Raw genomic sequence first — 22,412 nt, forward strand, 5'->3', positions numbered from 1 at the left:
CGGGCGTCACCCGGAGCGCCCACGCCGCCGGACGCGGCAGGGCCCGGACCGCCGGGGAGGCGGTCCGGGCCCTGCGGGGCGACGGGAATCAGGCGCCCAGGTCGACCGAGCGGGCGAAGCGGGCCCCGATCTCGGCGGCGATCGCGGACAGCACCTCCTGCGGGATCTGGGTGTCCACCGTGATGGAGGCGAGCGCGCCGCTGCCGTCCCGGGCGACCTGCATGCCGGCGATGTTGATGCCGGCGTCGCCGAGGTGGCGGCCGAGGACGCCGACCACGCCGGGGCGGTCCTCGTACTTGAAGAACGCCATGTGGTCGGTGAGCGCCACATCGACGTCGAAGGCGTCCACGCCGACGATCTTCTGGGTCTGCTTCGGGCCGGCCAGGGTGCCGGAGATGGCGATCTCGGTGCCGTCGGCCAGGGTGCCCCGGACGGTGATCACATTGCGGTGCTCAAGGCTCTCGCTGGAGGTGGTCAGGCGTACCTCGACACCGCGCTCCTGGGCGAACAGGGGAGCGTTGACGTAGGACACCGTCTCCGCCACCACGTCCTCGAACACGCCCTTCAGGGCGGACAGTTCGAGCACCTTGACGTCGTGCTGGGTGATCTCGCCACGGACCTCGACGTCGAGGCGGACGGCCACCTCGCCGGCCAGCGCGGTGAAGATCCGGCCCAGCTTCTCGGCCAGCGGCAGACCCGGACGGACGTCCTCGGCGATCACGCCGCCCTGGACGTTGACCGCGTCCGGGACCAGCTCGCCGGCCAGCGCCAGACGGACGGACCTGGCGACCGCGATACCGGCCTTCTCCTGCGCCTCGTCGGTGGAGGCGCCCAGGTGCGGGGTGGCGACCACGTTGTCGAAGGCGAACAGCGGCGAGTCGGTGCACGGCTCCTTGGCGTAGACGTCCAGGCCGGCGCCGGCCACCCGGCCGTCGCGCAGGGCGTCGGCCAGCGCCGCCTCGTCCACGATGCCGCCGCGGGCGGCGTTGACGATGCGCACGGTCGGCTTGACCTTGTGCAGCGCCTCGTCGCCGATCAGGCCGATGGTCTCGGGGGTCTTCGGGAGGTGGACGGTGATGAAGTCCGAGATCTCCAGCAGCTCCTCCAGCGTGACGAGCTTGACGCCCATCTGCGCGGCGCGGGCGGCCTGGATGTAGGGGTCGTACGCGACGATCTTCATGCCGAACGCGGACATCCGCTGGGCGACCAGCACGCCGATCCGGCCGAGGCCGACGACACCGAGGACCTTCTCGCTCAGCTCGACGCCGGTGTACTTGTTGCGCTTCCACTCGCCCTGCTTGAGCGCGGCGTTGGCCGGCGCGATGTTGCGGGCGACCGAGATCAGCAGGCCGCAGGCCAGCTCGGCGGCGGTGACGATGTTGGAGGTCGGCGCGTTGACGACCATCACGCCGGCCTTGGTGGCGGCGGAGACGTCCACGTTGTCGAGGCCGACGCCGGCCCGGGCGACCACCTTCAGCTTGCGGGCGGCGGCCAGCGCCTCCGCGTCCACCTTGGTGGCGGAGCGGATCAGGATGGCGTCCACATCGGCGATCGCGGTCAGCAGTTCGGTGCGGTCGGCGCCGTTGCAGTGACGGATCTCGAAGTCGGGGCCGAGGGCGTCGACGGTGGCGGGCGACAGCTCTTCGGCGATCAGAACGACGGCAGATTTCACAGTGGTCGCAGTGCTCACGACAGTGTTGTCCTTAACTGTCCGGTTCTCCCCGGCACGTAGGTGGCGTGACCGTCGGGGGGAAGGTGGCATGCCGCGTAGGTAGACGCACGACGCTGTGGGCCTGACGCGCACTCGGAAGTGTATCGACGGGCTGGGTGCGAGGCTGCTCCCGTCCGGCGAAATCACCCGGACGAGAGCAGCCTACTTGTACAAGGGGGTTACAAAATGAGGCGTGGCCCCGGAAGGGCTCAGGCCTCTTCCTTGACCCAGCTCATCAGCTTGCGCAGCTTCTTGCCGGTGGTCTCCAGCAGGTGGTCCTCGTCGGCCTTCTTGTACTCGTTGTACTTGGGCAGACCGGCCTTGTACTCGGCGATCCAGGTGTTGGCGAAGGTGCCGTCCTGGATCTCGGCGAGGACCTTCCGCATCTCGGCCTTGGTGGCGTCGGTGATGATGCGGGGGCCGGTGACGTAGTCGCCCCACTCGGCGGTCTCGGAGACCGACCAGCGCATCTTCTCCAGGCCGCCCTCGTACATCAGGTCGACGATGAGCTTCAGCTCGTGCAGGCACTCGAAGTAGGCGATCTCCGGCTGGTAGCCGGCCTCGACCAGGGTCTCGAAACCGGCCTTCACCAGGGCGGCGGTGCCACCGCAGAGGACGGCCTGCTCACCGAACAGGTCGGTCTCGGTCTCCTCGGTGAAGGTGGTCTTGATGACGCCGGCCTTGGTGGCACCGATGCCCTTGGCGTAGGACAGCGCCAGGTCGAGGGCCTTGCCGGAGGCGTCCTGCTCGACCGCGACGATCGCGGGGACGCCGCGGCCCTCCTCGTACTGGCGGCGGACCAGGTGGCCCGGGCCCTTCGGGGCGACCATGCAGACGTCGACATCGGCCGGGGGCTTGATGAAGCCGTAGCGGATGTTCAGGCCGTGGCCGAAGAACAGCGCGTCGCCGGCCTTCAGGTTCGGCGCGATGGACTCGGCGTAGACGTCGGCCTGGATCGGGTCCGGCACCAGGATCATGATGACGTCGGCCTCGGCCGCCGCCTCGGCCGGGGTGACGACGCGCAGGCCGGCCTCCTCCGCCTTGGCGCGGGACTTGGAGTCCGCCTTCAGGCCGACCCGGACGTCCGCACCCGAGTCGCGCAGGGACAGCGCGTGGGCGTGGCCCTGGCTGCCGTAGCCGATGACCGCGACCTTGCGGCCCTGGATGATGGACAGGTCGGCGTCGTCTTCGTAGAACAGCTCGGCCACGGGGGCACATCTCCTTGCGTGATGGTCTTGCCGGGTACTGCGGTTCCTACCGTACGTGGACCCGGCGGGGGTGTGGGGCAGTGCTTCAGGGGGTGAGACAGCGCGTGGCGCGTCCCGGGGAGGGACGGCGGTGGGCGCTCAGGCGCTGCGGTCGAGAGCGCGCAGCGAACGGTCGGTGATCGAGCGGGCGCCCCGCCCGATGGCGACCAGGCCGGACTGGACCAGCTCCTTGATGCCGTACGGCTCCAGCATCCGGAGCATGGCCTCCAGCTTGTCCGAGCTGCCGGTGGCCTCGACGGTCACCGCGTCGGGGGACACGTCGACCGTCTTGGCGCGGAACAGCTGGACGATCTCGACGATCTGCGACCGGGTCTCGTTGTCGGCCCGGACCTTCACCAGGACCAGTTCCCGCTGGATCGCAGCGGACTGGTCGAGTTCGACGATCTTTATCACGTTCACGAGCTTGTTGAGCTGCTTGGTGACCTGTTCCAGCGGGAGGTCCTCGACGTTGACCACGATGGTCATCCGGGAGATGTCCGGGTGCTCGGTCGGGCCGACGGCGAGGGAGTCGATGTTGAAGCCCCGACGGGAGAACAGGGCGGCGATGCGGGCGAGCACGCCGGGCTTGTTCTCGACCAGGACGGAGAGGGTGTGCTTGGACATGTGTCTCTGTTTCCTAGGTCGTTAGGAGGGGCCCGGCGCAGCCGGTCGTGGGAGGGGTGGCGGTGGGCAACGGACGGGCCTCAGTCGAGGTCGTCGCCGAAGTCGGGCCGGACGCCCTTGGCGAACTGGATCTCGTCGTTGCTGGTGCCGGCCGCGACCATCGGCCAGACCATGGCGTCCTGGTGGACGATGAAGTCGATGACCACCGGGCGGTCGTTGATCTCCATCGCCTGCTTGATCACCGCGTCCAGGTCCTCCGGGCGCTCGCAGCGCAGGCCGACGCAGCCCATCGCCTCGGAGAGCAGCACGAAGTCGGGGATCCGGGTGCCCTGTGCCGGCGGCTCGATGCCGTCGTGCTCGGGGCCGGAGTGCAGCACGGTGTTGGAGTAGCGCTGGTTGTAGAAGAGGGTCTGCCACTGCCGGACCATGCCCAGCGAGCCGTTGTTGATGACCGCGACCTTGATCGGGATGTCGTTCAGCGCGCAGGTGACCAGCTCCTGGTTGGTCATCTGGAAGCAGCCGTCGCCGTCGATCGCCCAGACCGCGACGTCCGGACGGCCCGCCTTGGCGCCCATCGCGGCCGGCACGGCGTAGCCCATGGTGCCCGCGCCGCCCGAGTTCAGCCAGGTGGCCGGCTTCTCGAACTGGATGAACTGCGAGCTCCACATCTGGTGCTGGCCGACGCCCGCCGCGTAGATCGCGTCCGGGCCGACCAGCCGGCCGATCCGCTCGATCACCTGCTGCGGGGACAACTGCCCGCCCGGGGCCGCCTCGTAGCCCAGCGGGTAGGTCTTCTTCCACTCGTTGAGCTTGACCCACCAGTCCGTGTAGTCGCCCTTGTGGCCGGCGTCGAACTCGGCCTGGACGGCGACGATCAGATCGGCCAGCACCTCGCGGGCGTCGCCGACGATCGGCACGTCGGCCGGGCGGTTCTTGCCGATCTCGGCCGGGTCGATGTCGGCGTGGACGACCTTGGCGTACGGGGCGAAGCTGTCCAGCTTGCCGGTGACGCGGTCGTCGAAGCGGGCGCCGAGGGTGAACAGCAGGTCGGCCTTCTGCAGCGCGGTGACCGCCGGGACGGAGCCGTGCATGCCGGGCATGCCCAGGTGCTGCGGGTGGCTGTCGGGGAAGGCGCCGAGCGCCATCAGGGTGGTGACGACCGGTGCGCCGGTCAGCTCGGCGAGGATCCGCAGCTCGGCCGTGGCGTGCGCCTTGAGCACGCCGCCGCCGACGTACAGCACCGGGCGCTTGGCGCTCACCAGCATCTTCGCGGCCTCGCGGATCTGCTTGGCGTGCGGCTTGGTGACCGGGCGGTAGCCCGGCAGCGAGGTCTCGGGCGGCCAGCGGAAGGTGGTGGTGGCCTGCAGCGCGTCCTTGGCGATGTCGACCAGGACCGGGCCGGGGCGGCCGGTGGCGGCGATGTGGAACGCCTCGGCGATCACCCGGGGGATCTCGGCGGGGTCGGTGACCAGGAAGTTGTGCTTGGTGATCGGCATGGTGATGCCGCAGATGTCCGCCTCCTGGAAGGCGTCGGTGCCGATCGCCTTGGAGGAGACCTGGCCGGTGATCGCGACCATCGCCACCGAGTCCATGTAGGCGTCGGCGATCGGGGTCACCAGGTTGGTGGCGCCCGGGCCCGAGGTGGCCATGCAGACGCCCACCTTGCCGGTGGCCTGGGCGTACCCGGTGGCGGCGTGGCCGGCGCCCTGCTCGTGGCGGACCAGGATGTGGCGCACCTTGGCCGAGTCCATCAGCGGGTCGTACGCGGGAAGGATGGCCCCGCCCGGGATGCCGAAGACGGTGTCCGCGCCCACGGCCTCCAGCGAGCGGATGAGCGACTGGGCGCCGGTCATGGTCTCGACGACGTGCTGGGGAGCGGGAGCGTGGGCGGCCGGGGTGTCCCCGCGGCGGGGGGATGCGGCGTGCTCAGTCATCTGCCTGTCTCTTCTCGGTTCTTCGCCGGCCCGGGTGGTTGCGGGCCCCGCGGTGTCGAGGGTGGGGTCCCGGTTCCGGGCCGATCGCCGGCTCTGCCTCAATCGTCCGACTTTTCCCTTTTTATCGGGACTGCCGGGCGGCTGGGGCCAGGGGTCTTGCGGTGGTGGAACAGCGTCAGTGCAACAAAAAACCCCTCGTGCCCGGGCAGGCATGCGAGGGGTGGCGCGTCGGTCTGTCACAAGCAGGGCGTGTGAGCCCGCTCAGCCGACGCGCCCGCCAAGTACGAGAATTCGGGTGCGCATGGCAACGACCTTCCTCCCGAGCGGGGCCGACTGTCAAGCAGGTGGGATGACAGTCTCGCCATGCGGACCGTGCCCCGGACCGGCCGCGGTCTGGTGTTCGGGCAGGTCGGAGCCGCTGTGGTGATGTACGACACGCCCCGGACCGCCCTCCCCCCGGCCACTCGTACGGGTGTCCGTGATCAGGTACGCGCGCCGTGCCGAGAGCGAGCCGAGCGGTCTCGGCAGCGGGTAGACCCGGCGGGCCAGCGCCCGCCGCAGCCGGGCCTCCTCCAGCGGCGGGGTGAAGGCCGAACCCTGGCCCCGCCGGCAGCCCAGCTCCTGCAGCGCGGTCACCTGGCGGGGCAGGTCCACCCCCTCGGCGGCGGTCACCAGGCCGAGGTCGCGGCCGAGCCGCAGCGCGTGTCCGGCCAGCGTCCGGCCGAGCCCGGGCTCCGCCACCTCCTGGACGAGGGTGCGGTCCAGCTTGAGGCCGTCGAAGGGCAGCCGGGCCAGTGCCCCGAGCGAGCCGTCGCCGGTGCCGAAGCCGGCCAGCGCGGTGGAGACGCCGAGCCGGCGCAGGGCGGCGAGCCGGCGGCCGAGGTCGTCGGCCAGCGAGTCCGGGCCCATCCGGGCCACCTCGACCACCAGTTGGCCGGCCGGCAGCCCGCTGTCGCGCAGCGCCGCGGCCACCGCCTCGTACATGCCGGGCGAGCAGAGCCGCTCGGCGGAGAGCCGGACCGAGACCGGCACCGGGACGGGCGCCGAACGCACCCTGGCCGGCAGTCCGCGCCGCGCCGCCGCGGCCGCCACCGCCTCGTGGACCAGCCAGCGGGAGAACCGGCCGGCCGCTTCGCCGTGGTCGGCGGAGCGCAGGAACTCGGCGGGGGTGAGCAGCAGCCCCTGCGCCGAGCGCCAGCGGACCTGCGCCTCGACGGTGGTGACGGCGCCGCTGACCAGGTCGACCACCGGCTGGTGCAGCAGCGTGAACCCGCCCTCCCGGACGGCGATCCGCAGCCGCTCCTCCAGGTCGGTACGGCGCTCCAGGTCGGCGCGCATGGCCGGGTTGTAGAGCACCACCCGGCCCTTGCCCTCGGACTTGGCCCGGTACATCGCGAGGTCGGCGTTGCGCATCAGCTCGTCGGCGGCCGCCCTGGGGTCGACGGCCTGGCCGCGCTCGGGGGTGCCGAAGGCGATGCCGATGCTGGCGGCGACGCCGAGTTCGGCGCCGCCGATCCAGTACGGCTCGGAGAGCGCCGTCCGCAGCCGCTCGGCGAGTTCCTGCACCTGGAGCCGGCCGAGCGGGCCGCAGACCAGCGCGGCGAACTCGTCCCCGCCGAACCGGGCGACGGTGTCCCCGCAGCGCACCGCGCCCTGGAGCCGCCGGGCGGCCTGCACCAGCAGTTCGTCGCCGACCTGGTGGCCGGCGCTGTCGTTGACCGCCTTGAAGCCGTCCAGGTCGAGGAAGAGCACCGCGATCCCGGCGCCGCCCGAGCCCTGCGGGCCGCGGGCGCCGAGCGCGGCCCGCAGCCGCTGGGCGAAGAGCGCCCGGTTGGGCAGGTCGGTGAGCGGGTCGTGGAACGCGTTGTGCTGCAACTGGGCCTGCAGTATCACCCGTTCGGTGACGTCCCGGCTGTTGAGGATCAGGCCGTCGCGGTAGCGGTTGACGGTCGACTCGACGTGCAGCCACTCGCCGGCGCCCGCGCTGATCCGGCACTCCACCCGGGCGGACGGCTCGGCGGCGCCCGGGGAGCGGTGGGCCGCGAGCCGGACCCGGGCCAGGAAGCGGCGGACCTCCAGCAGCACCCGGTCCACGTCCTCCGGGTGGACCAGGTCGAGCAGGTTCCCGCCGACCAGTTCCCCCGGGTCCCGCCCGTAGACGCCGAGCGCGGCCGGGGAGACGTAGGAGAGCACGCCGTTCGCGCCGGCGATCATGATGACGTCGCTGGAGCCCTGCACCAGGGAGCGGAAGTGCGCCTCCTTGTGGGCGAGTTCCTGCGCCAGCGAGAGGTTGTCCAGCAGCATCACGCCCTGCCGCAGGATCAGCGCCAGGCCGACGGTGCAGGCGGCCGCCGCCACCACCCGGTCCAGCGGCCGCCCGCCGAGGGCGTTGTAGAGGATCCCGGCGGTGCAGACCGCGGCCGCCGCGTACGGGGTGAGCGCGCTGAACGTGGTGGCCACCCGGCGGCGCGGCAGGCCGCCCGCCGAGGGGTGCTCGCGCATCGGACGGCTCCAGCGCGGCGACCACGGCGCCCAGGCCAGCAGCAGGCTGCCGGCGAACCAGCCGGCGTCCAGCAGCTCGCCCGAGTGGTAGCTGTTTCGCAGCTCGGGCGAGGTGAACAGGGCGTCGCAGAGCACCGTGACGGCCAGGCCCACCATCGCGGTGTGCACCGCGGCCCGGTTGCCGTCGCGGCCGCCGAACCGCAGTCCGACCACCAGGCTGACCAGCAGGATGTCCAGCACCGGGTAGGCCAGGTTGAGGGCGAGGCGCAGCGGGGAGCCGTCCTCCCCGGCGGCGATCCGCCCGAGCGCCAGGCTCCAGCTGAGGGTGAACAGCGAGCCGGCCACCAGCCAGCCGTCCAGCAGCAGGCAGAGCCAGCCGGCGGCGTTGCGCGGACGCTGGGCGAGCACCAGCACGCCGGTGATGGCGAGCGGGGCGAACAGCAGGAAGGCGTACTCGGCGGGCGACTCCTGCGGCGGCCGGGTACGGTCCACCAGCTCGTACCAGCCCCAGGTGCCGTTGCCGAACGAGACCATGAGCGAGGAGAGTCCGAACAGCAGCCAGGCCGGGCGGGCGTGCCCGCCGACCGTGCAGCCGTATGCGAGACAGGACAGCGCGGCCGCGAGGGCCGCCGCCGCCAGCCCGAAGTCACCCATGAAGACCGCGAGTTGGCTGGATCCCCAGCCGAGGGACGCGCCCAGCGTGTAGGCCAGGCAGAGCACGGCGAGGACGACGCCGGGCAATCGCCGGCTGGACAGCAGCCGGCAGACCGGGCCGCGCCGGTCGGTCGCGGACATGTCGGCGTCCGGTGCGCCCGGCCGTCCGGCTCCGGGCAGCACCGCATCGGTGGAGCTCACTCGGCCTCTCCCCCTCCGGCCCGGGGCCTGGCGCCCCGGCCACGGGCCACCGGCCGCGCACCTGGTGGCCGTACGCGGTGACCTGGCGCCCCGTCAGGGCGGTGGCCCAGGGGGTGGACTGCCTTCCGGTCGCCGCACCGCACCGATGTTCCCGATCGGGACCCTACACCACTTCGGTCACTCAATGACACGCACACTCAACTTAGAGTAATGGTCGGGGGGTAGGGAAATGCACCCGATTCCGCCGGATCGGCCCGGTTGGCGGCGGCGCGCGGGAGGGGGCACACGCGGCGCGCACGGGAGCACGATGCAGCGCCCGGCGATCATCGGGCCGGGCCAGGCCGGTGCCCCGACGGCGCCGGGCGGTGCGTGGATCAGCGGCCGGCCGGGACCGGCTCGTCCGGAAAGAGCCGCAACCGGTGCGCCAGCGCGGCGGCCTCGCCCCGGCCGGCCACCGCCAGCTTGCCGAGGATGTTGGAGACGTGCACGCTCGCGGTCTTCGGCGAGATGTACAGAACCTCGGCGATCTGCCGGTTGGTGCGACCCTGCGCGAGCAATCGGAGCACGTCCCGCTCACGGGGGGTGAGGCCGAAGGAGTCACCGGGGAGCGGTGTCTTCGCCCGCCCCGCCGGGCACGTGGTGAGGGCCAGTCCGGCCCGGTCGGCCAGGCCGGCGATCTCCGCCAGCAGGGGCCGGTCGGACCGGGCCCCGGCCAGCTCCCGTGCCTCGCGCAGGAGTTCGGCGGCGGCCTCACGGCGCCCGGCCAGCACCTCGGCCTCGCCGGCCCGCAGCAGCGCGAGCGCCAGCGGGTACGGCAGGCCGGTCGGCCGCAGCGCCTCGACGGCGGCCGCCCAGTGCGCCGGGGTGTCGGCCCCCTCGGCACGGGCCAGTTCGCCCTCCAGCAGCCTGGCCCAGCCGTGGTGCAGCGGCGCCTTGGGGACCAGCCCGGCCGCGGTGGCGGCGATCAGGGCCAGCACCCGCGCACGGTCCGGGCCGGCCTCCGGCAGGCCCCGGGTGTCCGCCTCCACCCCTGCCCCGTCCACCAGCAGCGGCAGGAGGTCCGACTCGTAGCCGCGCGGCAGTTCGCCCTCCAGCACGGCGAGAAGTTCGGCCCTGGCCTCCATCGGGCGCCCGCTCCGCGCGGCGATCCGCACCGCCAGCTGGCTGATCGGCACGGAGTGCTGGACCTGGCCGATCCGGTTGGCCGTCCTGGCCTGCGCCAGCATCTCCGCCGCCTCGGCCAGGTCGCCGCGGAGCATGGCGAGTTCACCGCGCATCCGGTCCAGGAACTCGGCGTGGGTGCCGGTCGGGCTGGTCAGGTCGCCGTCGGCGAGCACCCGGGTGACCTCCTCGATCCGCCCGAGGTCCATCAGCGCCTCGGCGAGGTTGCCGGTCAGGATGGTGCCGATGTTGCGCACCAGCCCGTTGCCGTCCGCGTACTCCAGCCCCTCCCGGGCCACCGCCACCGCCTCCTCCGCCCGGCCCAGCCCGCGCAGCATGCTGGCCAGGTTGTTGAGGCCGCGCAGCAGCACGTCCGGCACACCGAGCGGCCGGGTGGCCTCCACCGCGGCGGTCAGCTCGGCGAGGGCGGTCTCCGGGTCGGCGCCGAGGTCGTTGCGCAGATAGCCGAGCGTCATCCTGGCGTGCTGCTCGACGGCGTGCGCGCCGACCTCACCGGCGATCAGGACGGCCCGCTCGGCGAGTTCGACCTGCTCGTGCCCGGGGTTCTTGAGCATCGCGGCGCCGGCGCCGAGCGCGAACACCTCGGCCTGCACGGCGGACGGCGGCAGGTGCTCGACCAGCCGGTGCGCGTGGGCGATCTCCTCCTCGTCGCCGGAGCGGCGCAGATGGCCGAGCATCCGGGCCCGGTTGATCCGGAACCAGGCCGCCCGGGCCGGGTTCTCCCGCTCGTCGACCATCTTGAGCGCCCGCCGGGCGAAGCTCAGCCCGCGTTCGCGGTCCCCGCTGCGGCGGGCCGCGACCACCGCCTCGGCCAGCACGTCGATCAACTGGAGCCGGTCGCAGCCCGGGTCGTGGGCGCCGGCCGCGCAGGCGCACGGCGGGTAGGTCTCGGCCCAGTCGTAGGGGCGCAGGGTGTGTGCCAGCACCTCCTCGGAGACGTGGTCCCACAGCTCCAGGGCACGCTCCAGCATGCCCAGCTGCTCGGCGAAGGCGTTGCGCCGGCGGGCCTCCCGGGCGGCGTCCAGGGCGGTCGGCAGGGCGCGGGCCGGATCGTGCGCGTGGTACCAGTAGTTGGCCAGCCGGGCCGGGCGGACGTCCGCGCCGACCAGCTGCGGCTGTTCCTCCAGGACGGTCGCGAAGCGGCGGTTGATCCGGTGCCGCTCGCCGGGCAGCAGGTCGTCCGAGACCGCCTCGCGGACCAGCGCGTGCCGGAAGCGGTAGCCGTCCCCGTCCGGGTCGGGGCGCAGGATGCTGGCGCCGACGGCGGTCCGCAGCGACTCGATCAGCGCCTCCTCGTCCTCCAGGACGGCGGCGAGCAGCGCGTGTTCGACCGTCGAGCCGCCCTCGGCGGCGATCCGCAGGACGCGCTGGGTCTCCTCGTCCAGCGCCTCGACCCGGACCAGCAGGATGTCCCGCAGCGAGTCGGTGAGCCCGGCCCGGCAGCCGTCGTGGAGGGCGGTGGCGAGCTCCTCGACGAAGAAGGGGTTGCCCTCGGAGCGGCGGTGGATGCGGTCGACGAGCTGCCGGTCGGGGACGGCGGTGCCGAGGATGCCGGCCAGCTGCGCGGCCACCTCCCCCGGTCCGAACCGCTCCAGCTCCAGACGCTGGACGGTGCGCAGCCGTTCGAGCTCGGCGAGGAAGGGCCGCAACGGGTGGCGGCGGTGCAGGTCGTCGGTGCGGTAGGTGGCGATCAGCAGGACCCGGACCCGGTGCAGGGTGCGGACCAGGTAGGCGAACAGCTCCCGGGTGGAGCGGTCGGACCAGTGCAGGTCCTCGACGGCGAGGACGAGGGTACGGTCCGTGCCGAGCCGTTCGAACAGCCTCGCGGTGTGCTCGAACAGCCGGGCCCGGCCGTACTCGTCGTTCGGTTCGCCGTCGGCCTCGCCGAACTCGGGCAGCAGGCGGGCGAGATGGCCCTCGCTGCCGGCCGCGGCGGCCTCCAGTTCGGGTCCGAGGCCGCGGTGCAGCCGGCGCAGCGCGGTGGCCAGCGGCGCGTACGGCAGGCCCTCGGCGCCGACCTCCAGGCAGCCGCCGACGGTGGTCACCACTCCCCCGGTGCCGCAGGCCCGCGCCAGGAACTCCTCCAGCAGCCGGGTCTTGCCCACGCCGGCCTCGCCGCCGATCAGCACCGCCTGCGGGTGCCCCGACCCGGCCCGTCGCAGCGCGTCCGTCAGTGCGGTGATCTCGGTGCCGCGGCCGACGAAGACGGGACTCACCGATATCTGCTGCATGGAGGCGAGCATGCCACAGGCCGCCTGACCGGGCCGAGCGGTTATCCCGCCCTCCGGACGCCCGGAAGGGGAGGCGCCGTCCTGCGGCACCTCCCCTTCCCGGCTCGCCTCGGCACCGCCCCGGTGCCGGTCCGTCAGCACTCGCGCAGGCGCGTGGCGCGCCGCTCGGCACGGGTGGCGACCGGCCGGCTCTGGGCCCGCCGGGCGTTCCGCGCCTCGCGGACCAGCCGCTGCCGGTCGGCGCGGGCGTGGAGCTCGCGCACCTGCTGCTGGATGAGCTCGTACTCGATCACGGTGGTTCCCCTCGTGGTTGCTTCTCGGTCCGATCGATCCGCTCGATCTGGAATGAGCCTCCTCCGCAAGGGGGGTGTGCCGCATCGGCAGCCTGCCGCATCTTCCGGCCCGCCCGGGCCTTAGCCGGACCGGCCGGGGAACGGCGAAGGCCCGGATCCACCCCGGTAAGGGGGCGGATCCGGGCCTCGGTGCTCAGCCGGCCGCGCTCGGCGGGCCTGGGCGGGCCTTAGCGCGGGCCTTAGGAGCCTCGGCCGCCGCTTAGGCAGCGCCCGGCCGCTCCAGACCGTGCCTACTGTCCTTCCACGGCAAGCCGCTCCAGACTGCGCCTACTGTCCTTCCACGGCAAGCCGCTCCAGGATCAGATCCTTGACGCGCGCCGCGTCGGCCTGGCCCCGGGTGGCCTTCATGACCGCGCCGACCAGGGCGCCGACCGCGGCGACCTTGCCGTCACGGATCTTGGCGGCGATCGCCTCGTTCTCGGCGATGGCCTGGTCGACGGCGGCACCGAGCGCGGAGTCGTCCGAGACGACGGCCAGGCCGCGCTTCGCCACGACCTCGTCCGGCTCGCCCTCGCCGGCCAGCACGGCCTCGATGACCTGGCGGGCCAGCTTGTCGTTCAGCTTGCCCTCGGCGACCAGCGCGGCGACCCGGGCGACCTGCGCCGGGGTGATCGGCTGCTCGCTCAGGTCGGTGCCGGTCTCGTTGGCGCGACGGGCCAGCTCGCCCATCCACCACTTGCGGGCCTGGTCGGCCGGGGCGCCCGCGGCGATGGTCTCCAGGATCGGCTCGACCGCACCGGCGTTCAGCACCGACTGCATGTCCTTGTCGGACAGGCCCCACTCGGCCTGCAGCCGGGCCCGGCGCACCCGCGGCAGCTCCGGCAGCCCGGCCCGCAGCTCCTCCACCCACGCGCGGGAGGGCGCGATCGGGACGAGGTCCGGCTCGGGGAAGTAGCGGTAGTCCTCGGCGTTGTCCTTGATCCGGCCGGAGGTGGTGCTGCCGTCCTCCTCGTGGAAGTGCCGGGTCTCCTGGATGATGGTGCCGCCGTCGATGAGCACGGTGGCGTGCCGCTGGATCTCGAACCGGGCGGCCCGCTCGACGCTGCGCAGCGAGTTGACGTTCTTGGTCTCCGAGCGGGTGCCGAAGGTCTCGGTGCCGTTGGGGCGGAGCGACAGGTTGACGTCGCAGCGCATCTGGCCCTTGTCCATCCGGGCCTCGGAGACGCCCAGCGCCTTGATCAGCTCGCGCAGTTCGGCGACGTACGCCTTGGCGACCTCGGGGGCCCGCTCGCCGGCGCCCTCGATCGGCTTGGTGACGATCTCGATCAGCGGGATGCCGGCCCGGTTGTAGTCCAGCAGCGAGTGCGTGGCGCCGTGGATCCGGCCGGTGGCGCCGCCCACGTGGCTGGACTTGCCGGTGTCCTCCTCCATGTGGGCGCGCTCGATCTCCACCCGGAAGGTCGAGCCGTCCTCCAGCTGCACGTCGAGGTAGCCGTTGAAGGCGATCGGCTCGTCGTACTGCGAGGTCTGGAAGTTCTTCGGCATGTCCGGGTAGAAGTAGTTCTTCCGCGCGAACCGGCACCACTCGGCGATCTCGCAGTTCAGCGCCAGACCGATCTTCACGGCCGACTCCACGCCGATCGCGTTGACCACCGGCAGCGAGCCCGGCAGGCCCAGACAGGTCGGGCAGACCTGGCTGTTCGGCTCGGCGCCCAGCTCGGTCGAGCAACCGCAGAACATCTTGGTCTTGGTGCCCAGCTCGACGTGGACCTCAAGGCCCATCACCGGGTCGTACGACGCGAGAGCGTCCTCGTAGGAGACCAGGTTCTTGACGCTCACAGCGTCCCCTTCGCTAAAAGTCTTTGGGAGGTACGGGCCCGGCCGCCGCTCGCGCGGGGCCGGGCCGGGGCGCTCAGCCCAGCAGCACGTCGTCGTCGCCCAGGCGGCGCAGTTCGCGCACCAGCAGGGCGGTGCCGGTGACCAGGGCCGCAGCGCCGACCAGGGCGTTGATCAGCTTCAGGGTGTCGTGCTCGCCGCGGGCCTTCTTGACGTCCTTGACGATCGACACCGCGCCGAAGGCGCTGGTACCGATGGACAGCCACAGACCCGGCTTCGAGTGCTTGAAGCCCTTCGCCTTCTCGATCTTGCTCACAGTGCCGGTGCCTCCTCCAGCAGGGTGTGCCCCCACTTGTCGTTGAGTGCGGCCTCGACGGCGCCGCCCACGCGGTACAGGCGGTCGTCCGCCATCGCGGGTGCGATGATCTGCAGGCCGACCGGGAGATTGTCCTCCGGGGCCAGTCCGCAGGGCAGCGACATGGCCGCGTTGCCCGCGAGGTTCGACGGAATCGTGCAGAGGTCGGCCAGGTACATCGCCATCGGGTCGTCGGCGCGCTCGCCGATCGGGAAGGCGGTGGTCGGGGTGGTCGGGGAGACCAGCACGTCCACGCCCGCGAAGGCGGCGTCGAAGTCGCGCGAGATGAGCGTGCGGACCTTCTGGGCCGAACCGTAGTAGGCGTCGTAGTAGCCCGAGGAGAGGGCGTAGGTGCCGAGGATGATGCGGCGCTTCACCTCGGGGCCGAAGCCGGCCTCACGGGTGAGGGCGGTGACGTCCTCGGCGGAGCGGGTGCCGTCGTCGCCGACCCGCAGGCCGTAGCGCATCGCGTCGAAGCGGGCCAGGTTGGACGAGGCCTCGCTGGGCGCGATCAGGTAGTACGCGGGCAGCGCGAGGGTGAAGGACGGGCAGGAGACCTCGACGACCTCGGCGCCCAGCTCGCGCAGCAGCTCCACGGACTCGTTGAAGCGCTGCATCACGCCGGCCTGGTAGCCCTCGCCGGCGAACTCCTTGACCACGCCGATCCGCATGCCGCGGATGTCGCGCCGCTTGGCGGCCTCGACCACGGCCGGGACCGGCGCGTCGATCGAGGTGGAGTCCAGCGGGTCGTGGCCGGCGATGGCCTCGTGCAGCAGCGCCGCGTCCAGCACGGTCCGGGCGCACGGGCCGCCCTGGTCCAGCGAGGACGAGAAGGCGACCAGACCGTAGCGGGAGACCGAGCCGTAGGTGGGCTTGACGCCGACGGTGCCGGTGACGGCGCCGGGCTGGCGGATCGAGCCGCCGGTGTCGGTGCCGATCGCCAGCGGGGCCTCGTAGGCGGCCAGCGCGGCGGCCGAGCCGCCGCCGGAGCCGCCGGGGATGCGGCTGAGGTCCCACGGGTTGCCGGTCACGCCGTAGGCGGAGTTCTCGGTGGAGGAGCCCATCGCGAACTCGTCCATGTTGGTCTTGCCGAGAATCACCACGCCGGCGTCCTTGAGACGCGAGGTCAGGGTGGCGTCGTACGGCGGGATCCAGCCTTCGAGGATCTTGGAGCCGCAGGTGGTCGGGACACCCTTGGTGGTGAAGACGTCCTTCAGCGCGAGCGGGACGCCGGCCAGCGGGCCCAGCTCCTCGCCCCTGGCGCGCTTCTCGTCGACGGCGCGGGCGGCGCCGAGCGCGCCCTCGGTGTCGACGTGGAGGAAGGCGTTGACCTTCTGGTCGACGGCCTCGATGCGGTCCAGGTGGGCCTGGGCGACCTCGACGGCGGAGACCTCGCCCTTGGCGATGGCGGCGGCCGTGTCGGCGGCCGTCCACTTGGTGATGCCCATGGCAGCTGCTCCAGTGGCAGAGGGACCCTCCTCGCCGGAGGCGGGCGAGGAGGGATGGATCAGGTCAGTCATGGGTGGTTCAGTCCTCCCCGAGGATCTGCGGCACACGGAAACGCTGCTCCTCGGCGGCCGGGGCGCCGGCCAGCGCCTGGTCCGGGGTGAGCGACGGCCGCACCTCGTCCGCGCGCATGACGTTCGTCAGCGGCAGCGGGTGGGAGGTCGGCGGGACGTCCTGTCCGGCGACCTCGGAAACGCGGGCGACCGCGCCGATGATCACGTCGAGCTGCTCGGCGAAGTGGTCCAGCTCTTCGGCCTGCAACTCAAGACGCGACAGCCGAGCGAGGTGGGCGACCTCCTCGCGCGTGATGCCAGGCATGCAGCGATCCTCAGGGGTGAGTTCTGGTGAGGCCCGGCGATGCGGTCAGGCGGTGCCGGGCCCGGGCGGGGGCAGCCGGCTCGGCGGCCCCGTCCTCTTGGTCTTTGGCCCCCATCCTATGGGGCCCGACCCGGCCACCGGCCAACGAGTGAGCGCGCGGACCGGTCACAGCGGCCGCGGGCGGGACTACTGCGGCCTGGTCGGGGCCCAGTTGGGGACGCCTGGGGCCTGGATCTCCATCTGCGCGGCCTGCACCGCCTGGATCACCGGCGGCAGGACGGGCGGCAGCACGGGCGGCAGGACCGGCTGCATGCCCGGGGGCAGCTGCGTGGCCGCGGACATCCGCTCCACCGGCGGCGCGCCGGTCCGGTGCACCCGCAGCCAGGCGGTGGCCTGCTCGGCCGGCAGCGCCGCCGAGACCAGCCAGCCCTGGACGGCGTCCACCCCCATGAGGTGCAGCCGTTCCCAGGTCTCGTCGTCCTCGACGCCCTCGGCGACCACGGTCAGCCCGAGCGAGTGGGCCAGCTCCACCGAGCAGCGGACCACCGCCGCGTCGTGGTCGTCCGCGACCATCCGGGAGACGAAGGAGCGGTCGATCTTCAGCTCGCCGACCGGGAGGCTGCGCAGCCGCACCAGTGAGGAGTGGCCGGTGCCGAAGTCGTCCAGGGACATCCCGACGCCGTAGCCGCGCAGTTCGGCCAGGGTGTCGGCGGCCCGGCGCGAGTCGTCCAGCAGCAGCCGTTCGGTGATCTCCAGCTGGAGCGCGTGGGCGGGCACCTGGTGGCGGACCAGGTGCCCGGCGACCCGCTGGGCGAAGCCGGGGTTGAGCACGTCGCGCGGTGAGACGTTCACCGCCACCTGCACCTGGAGGCCCTGCTCGCGCCAGTGGGCGAGCTGGCCGACGGCCGCCTCCAGCACGTAGTCGGTCAGCCGGGGCATCAGACCGCTGGACTCGGCGAGCCCGACGAACTCGTCCGGCGAGACCTTGCCCTGGCCGGGGCGCTCCCAGCGCAGCAGCGCCTCCAGTCCGACCACCCGGCCGTCGAAGGCCACCTTCGGCTGGTAGTGCAGCTGCACCTCGCCGGTCTCCAGGGCCCGCCGCAGATCGCCGAGCAGGCCGATCCGGTAGGGCGTGTCGGCGTCCTGGGCCTCGTCGTACTGCTCGACGCAGCTGTGGCCGCGCTGGGCGTGGGCCATCGCCACATCGGCGCGGCGCAGCAGCGATTCGGCGTCCTGGGCGTGCTGCGGGTAGACGCAGACGCCCGCGCTGGCCTCCAGGACGAGCAGCAGCCCGTCCAGCCGGATCGGCGCCGCCAGCTCGGCGATCAGCGCCTTGGCGACCCGTTCCAGGGTGTTCGGGCAGCCGATGCCGGGCAGCAGGACGGCGAACTCGTCGCCGCCCATCCGGGCCACCAGCGGGCGGCCGCGCCGGTAGCGCGGGGGCAGCCCGGCGAAGACGTCGTCGATCGATCCCCTGGTCGCGCTGCCCGGCGGGCCGCCGGAGCGCAGCGCACGGTGCAGCCGGCGGGCGATGTGCACCAGCAGCCGGTCGCCGGCGGTATGGCCGAGGGTGTCGTTGAGCGACCGGAACCGGTCGAGGTCGAGCAGGATGAGACCGACGCTGTAGCCCTCGTCGTGCTCGGCGATGGCCTCCTGGGCTGCCAGCAGCAGGGCCTGTCGGTTGGGCAGGTCGGTCAGCGGGTCGGTGAGCTGGTCCCGGGCCCGGTCCCGGGCGATCCGCCAGGCCGCGACCAGGACGGCCAGGGGCACCGCGAACAGCGGTAACAGCTCGGGCTCGTACCGGTAGACCAGGACGGCCAGCGGGATGAGCGGTGCGGCGCCGGCCAGCAGTACGCCGAGCAGCAGGACCGCACCTGCCACCCCCTGCGGCGGGCGTGTGGGCGCACCGCCGGTCGTACGATCCATAAGCCTTGTCCTCCGTCGGGACCGCCCCGTCAGGCCGCCTTAACGGTGAAGCACCGTACCGGCGCCGGCAGCTGCCGGGCATGGAGCGACCCCGCGGAGAACCGGCTCAGCCGGTGCCCCCACCCCTGCTGACACTCTGTTGCGCTCAAGGGTATTCCCGGGCCCACCCGGTGGGCAGACTTTCGGACAACCGGAAAAGCGCCACCGCGCTCCGGTGCCGCACGGTGACACAATGCCCGCCTTCACCGTGCGGCACCTGATGACGGTGCATCAGGACGATAACAAGACAAATCCCGGGCTTCCGCGCGCGGGTCAGCCCTCGACGGGCTCCTCCGCCGCGGGCTCCTGTCCGGCGGCCTCCGCGCCGAGGTCCGCAGCGAGGTCGGCAGCGAGGTCGGCCGCGCCGCCGGCCGTGACGTCCGCCGCAGGCTCCGCCGCGGCCTTCGCGGCGCGCTTCTTCGCGGGCGCCTTCTTCACCGGCTCCTCGACCACGGGCTCCGGCGGCAGGCCCAGGTGGACCCGGGCCGCGGCGGAACCCTGCTCCAGCAGGACGGCGAAACCCGCGTCGTCGAGGACCGGCAGCCCGAGCTGGACCGCCTTGTCGTACTTGGACCCGGGATTGTCCCCGGCGACCACGAAGTGGGTCTTCTTCGAGACCGACCCGGTCACCTTCGCGCCGCGCGAGGTCAGTGCCTCCTTGGCGCCGTCCCGGGTGTGGCCGGTCAGCGTGCCGGTGACGACGACGGTCAGGCCCTCCAGCGGGCGCTCGGCCTCCTCCTCGGGGGCCTCCTCGGTGAAGCGGACGCCGGCCTCGCGCCACTTCTCCACGATCTCCCGGTGCCAGTCCACCTGGTACCACTCGATGATCGACCGCGCGGTGCCCGTGCCGACGCCGTCGGTCGCGGCCAGCCGCTCCTCGCCCGCCGCGAAGATCGCGTCCAGGTCGCGGAACTCCCGGGCCAGGTCCTGGGCCGCGACCGGGCCCACGTGCCGGATCGAGAGGCCGTTGAGGAAGCGCCAGAGCGGGCGGTCCTTGGCCTTCTCGATGTTGTCGAGCATCAGCCCGGTGTTCTTCTTCGGCGCCCCGGTGGTGGTGGCGAAGAAGAACACCTCCTTCTCCTCACCGGTCTCGTCGTCGAGCTTGGGCATGCCGGTCTTCTGGTCGCGCACCAGCACCTTGATCGGCAGCAGTTGCTCCACCGTCAGGCCGAAGATGTCGCCCTCGTTCCCCACCGGCGCCGCGACCGGCGCCAGCGGCTGGGTCAGCGCGGTGGCCGCGACGTAGCCCAGGCCCTCGATGTCCAGCGCCGAGCGCCCGCCGAGGAAGGCGATCCGCTCGCGGATCTGGGCCGGGCAGAACTGGGCGTTGGGGCAGCGCAGGTCGATGTCCCCCTCGGCCATCGGCCGCAGCTCCTCGCCGCACTCGGGGCAGTGCGAGGGCATCACGAACGGCACCTCGTCGCCGTCCCGCAGGTCGTAGACCGGGCCGAGGATCTCCGGGATGACGTCGCCGGCCTTGCGCAGCACCACGGTGTCGCCCAGCAGGACGTCCTTGGCCTTCACCACGTCCTGGTTGTGCAGCGTCGCGTACTGGACCATCGAGCCGGCCACCTTGACCGGCTCGGCCAGCACCGCGTACGGGGTGGCCCGGCCGGTGCGCCCGATGCCGATCTTGATCTCGGCCAGCTTGCCGGTGACCTCCTCCGGCGGGTACTTCCAGGCGATGGCCCAGCGCGGGGACTTGGAGGTGGAGCCGAGCCGGCCCTGCAGGGCGATCTCGTCCACCTTGACGACCACACCGTCGATCTCGTGCTCGACCGAGTGCCGCTGCTCGCCGAAGTGCTTGATGAAGGCGCGGACCTCCGCCAGCGTGCCGACCACCTTGTTGTGCCGGGCGGTGGGCAGGCCCCAGTCGTGCAGCAGCTGGTAGGCGTGCGACTGGTTGTCGATGTCGAAGCCGACCCGGGCGCCGATGCCGTGCACCACCATGTGCAGCGGGCGGGCGGCGGTGATCAGCGGGTCCTTCTGGCGGAGCGAGCCGGCGGCGGCGTTCCGCGGGTTCATGAAGAGCCGGATCATCGCCCGGGGGCGCTTGCCCTCCTTGGCGCGCTCCTCGTTCTCCAGCCGGCGGCGCTCGTTCTCCTCCGCGAAGGAGGCGTTGAGCGCCTCGAACGCGTCGGTCGGGAAGTACACCTCGCCGCGGATCTCCACCAGCTCGGGGATGTCGTCGCCCTTGAGCCGGTGCGGGATCTCCTTGATGGTGCGGACGTTGGCGGTGATGTCCTCGCCGACCCGGCCGTCGCCGCGGGTCGCCGCCTGCACCAACTGGCCGTTCTCGTAGGTGAGGTTGACGGCCAGGCCGTCGACCTTGAGCTCGCAGAGGTAGTGGTAGTCGATGCCGGCCAGCTCGGCGGCGACGCGTTCGGCCCAGGCGGCCAGCTCGTCGTCGTCCATCGCGTTGTCCAGGCTGAGCAGCCGCTCCCGGTGCTCGACCGGGGCGAACAGCACGGTGGGCGCGCCGCCGACCCGCTGGGTCGGGGAGTCCGGCGTCACCAGCGCCGGGTGCTCGGCCTCCAGCGCCTCCAACGCCCGCATCAGGGCGTCGAAGTCGGCGTCGCTGATGATCGGCGCGTCCTGCTCGTAGTAGCGGGCGCGGTGGTCCTCGATCTCGGCCGCCAGCTCGGCGTGCCGTCTGCGGACCTCCGCCGGGATCTCCTCCCAGCCCTCGACAGCCACCACCGCAAGCCCTCCTACGTTCTCATTCCGGGTTGTCCACCAGGCTCTGGGCCGCCCGCACGCTCAGTGACAGCGCCTTGCGCGCACCGGCCGGGGAGGCCCCGGCCAGTCCGCAGGTGGGTGTCACCAGCACGCGCCGGCCCAGCAGCTCCGGGGCGAACCCGAGCCTGCGCCACAACGTCCTGACACCCTGGACCATACCGGCCGGGTCGGACACTGCCGTTGATTGAGAAACGGGCAGGTCAACGGCGGGCACCAGACCCGCGAGGATCATCGTGCCGGCCTCGACCGCCTCGCCGAGATCGTCGTCCGCCCGGTCGGTGAGAAGCGTGAAGTCCAGCGAGATCCCGGCCACTCCGGCCCGGCGCAGCAGCGGGATCGGTACCCGCGGCGCGCAGCAGTGCACCACCACGGGGGCGTCGAGGCCCCGGATCACCTCGCGCAGCACCTCCTCGGCGACCTGGCGGTCGACCGAGCGCAGCCGCTGGAAGCCGCTGGCGGTCTTCACGTCGCCGGCCAGCACGGCGGGCAGCGAGGGCTCGTCGAGCTGGAGCACGACCTCCGCCCCCGGGATGCGCTTGCGGACGTCGGCGAGATGGCGGCGCAGGCCCTCGGTGAGCGAGCCGGCGATGTCGCGGCAGGCGCCGGGGTCGGCGAGCGCCTTCTCGCCGTGCCTGAGCTCGATCGCGGCGGCCAGCGTCCACGGCCCGACGGCCTGGACCTTGAGCGCGCCCTGGTAGCCCTGGGTGAACTCCTCCAGCGCGTCCAGGTCCTCGCCGAGCCAGGAGTGGGCGCGCCGGGTGTCGCGGCCGGGGCGGTCGGTGAACCGCCAGCCGCTCGGCTCGGTCTGCGCGAACAGCTCGACCAGCAGGCCGGCTCCGCGTCCGATCATGTCGGCGCCGGGGCCGCGGGCCGGCAGTTCGGGGAGGAACGGCAGCTGTTCCAGCGCCCCGGTGGAGGTCTTGGCGGCCTCCCGCGCGTCGGTGCCGGGCAGCGATCCGACGCCGGTGGCGGCGCCGCGCAGGTCGGGGAAGGAGTGTCCGTTGCTCACCCGTCCGAGCCTAGACGAGTAGATCCGATGTGATCAGTGGTCGTAGGCGATCAGCGAGCGGGTGACCGGTGCGCCGATCAGGTTGTTGTGCCAGATGCCGGCGGC

13 protein-coding genes and 1 pseudogene are annotated in these 22,412 nt (G+C 72.6%); all 14 read right to left on the reverse strand.

Translation table 11 applies throughout. The features are described 5' to 3' along the window. Positions 1 to 88: 88 nt before the first annotated feature. Positions 89 to 1,690, reverse strand: a complete 1,602-nt coding sequence (gene serA / locus ACIO5D_RS37750) for a phosphoglycerate dehydrogenase (RefSeq protein WP_363610789.1) — start codon at positions 1,688 to 1,690, stop codon at positions 89 to 91. 230 nt (positions 1,691 to 1,920) lie between these two features. Continuing rightward, positions 1,921 to 2,919, reverse strand: coding sequence for a ketol-acid reductoisomerase (gene ilvC / locus ACIO5D_RS37755; RefSeq protein ID WP_363610787.1), 999 nt, complete (start codon positions 2,917 to 2,919; stop codon positions 1,921 to 1,923). A 138-nt stretch (positions 2,920 to 3,057) separates the two neighbouring features. Further along, positions 3,058 to 3,582 (reverse strand): acetolactate synthase small subunit, encoded by a 525-nt coding sequence (ilvN, locus tag ACIO5D_RS37760; RefSeq protein ID WP_363610785.1) that lies wholly within the window; start codon positions 3,580 to 3,582, stop codon positions 3,058 to 3,060. Positions 3,583 to 3,662: 80 nt separating this feature from the next. After that, positions 3,663 to 5,516 carry an acetolactate synthase large subunit gene (locus ACIO5D_RS37765; RefSeq protein WP_363610783.1) on the reverse strand — a complete coding sequence of 618 codons (1,854 nt, stop codon included), beginning with the start codon at positions 5,514 to 5,516 and terminating at the stop codon, positions 3,663 to 3,665. Between the two features lie 336 nt (positions 5,517 to 5,852). After that, entirely contained in the window at positions 5,853 to 8,813 is a 2,961-nt protein-coding gene (locus ACIO5D_RS37770; protein ID WP_400654791.1) for a putative bifunctional diguanylate cyclase/phosphodiesterase, read from the reverse strand. Positions 8,814 to 9,247: 434 nt separating this feature from the next. Further along, entirely contained in the window at positions 9,248 to 12,286 is a 3,039-nt protein-coding gene (locus ACIO5D_RS37775) for an AAA family ATPase (RefSeq protein WP_400654758.1), read from the reverse strand. 134 nt (positions 12,287 to 12,420) lie between these two features. Next, complete coding sequence (locus tag ACIO5D_RS37780; RefSeq protein WP_400654756.1) at positions 12,421 to 12,579, reverse strand: hypothetical protein; 159 nt, start codon at positions 12,577 to 12,579, stop codon at positions 12,421 to 12,423. A gap of 327 nt (positions 12,580 to 12,906) precedes the next feature. Continuing rightward, positions 12,907 to 14,418, reverse strand: coding sequence for an Asp-tRNA(Asn)/Glu-tRNA(Gln) amidotransferase subunit GatB (gene gatB, locus ACIO5D_RS37785; protein WP_363610777.1), 1,512 nt, complete (start codon positions 14,416 to 14,418; stop codon positions 12,907 to 12,909). Between the two features lie 73 nt (positions 14,419 to 14,491). Beyond that, the gene (locus ACIO5D_RS37790; RefSeq protein WP_363610775.1) at positions 14,492 to 14,731 is read right to left on the reverse strand and encodes a hypothetical protein; all 240 of its coding nucleotides are present in this window, start codon (positions 14,729 to 14,731) and stop codon (positions 14,492 to 14,494) included. Continuing rightward, complete coding sequence (gene gatA / locus ACIO5D_RS37795) at positions 14,728 to 16,218, reverse strand: Asp-tRNA(Asn)/Glu-tRNA(Gln) amidotransferase subunit GatA (protein WP_363610773.1); 1,491 nt, start codon at positions 16,216 to 16,218, stop codon at positions 14,728 to 14,730. Before gatA ends, ACIO5D_RS37790 begins: the two co-directional genes overlap by 4 nt. Before the next feature lie 79 nt (positions 16,219 to 16,297). Beyond that, a complete protein-coding gene (gatC, locus tag ACIO5D_RS37800) occupies positions 16,298 to 16,594 on the reverse strand; it encodes an Asp-tRNA(Asn)/Glu-tRNA(Gln) amidotransferase subunit GatC (RefSeq protein WP_030302932.1) in 297 nt (98 codons plus the stop codon). Positions 16,595 to 16,780: 186 nt separating this feature from the next. After that, positions 16,781 to 18,457: pseudogene (locus ACIO5D_RS37805) on the reverse strand (putative bifunctional diguanylate cyclase/phosphodiesterase); the annotation flags it as partial. Between the two features lie 375 nt (positions 18,458 to 18,832). Beyond that, positions 18,833 to 21,259, reverse strand: coding sequence for an NAD-dependent DNA ligase LigA (ligA, locus tag ACIO5D_RS37810; protein ID WP_400800797.1), 2,427 nt, complete (start codon positions 21,257 to 21,259; stop codon positions 18,833 to 18,835). A 19-nt stretch (positions 21,260 to 21,278) separates the two neighbouring features. Beyond that, the gene (locus tag ACIO5D_RS37815) at positions 21,279 to 22,307 is read right to left on the reverse strand and encodes a methionine synthase (RefSeq protein WP_400654753.1); all 1,029 of its coding nucleotides are present in this window, start codon (positions 22,305 to 22,307) and stop codon (positions 21,279 to 21,281) included. Between the last annotated feature and the right edge of the window lie 105 nt (positions 22,308 to 22,412).

This window comes from Kitasatospora sp. NPDC087315, from assembly GCF_044744345.1.
In the GTDB taxonomy this organism is placed as follows: Bacteria; Actinomycetota; Actinomycetes; order Streptomycetales; family Streptomycetaceae; genus Kitasatospora.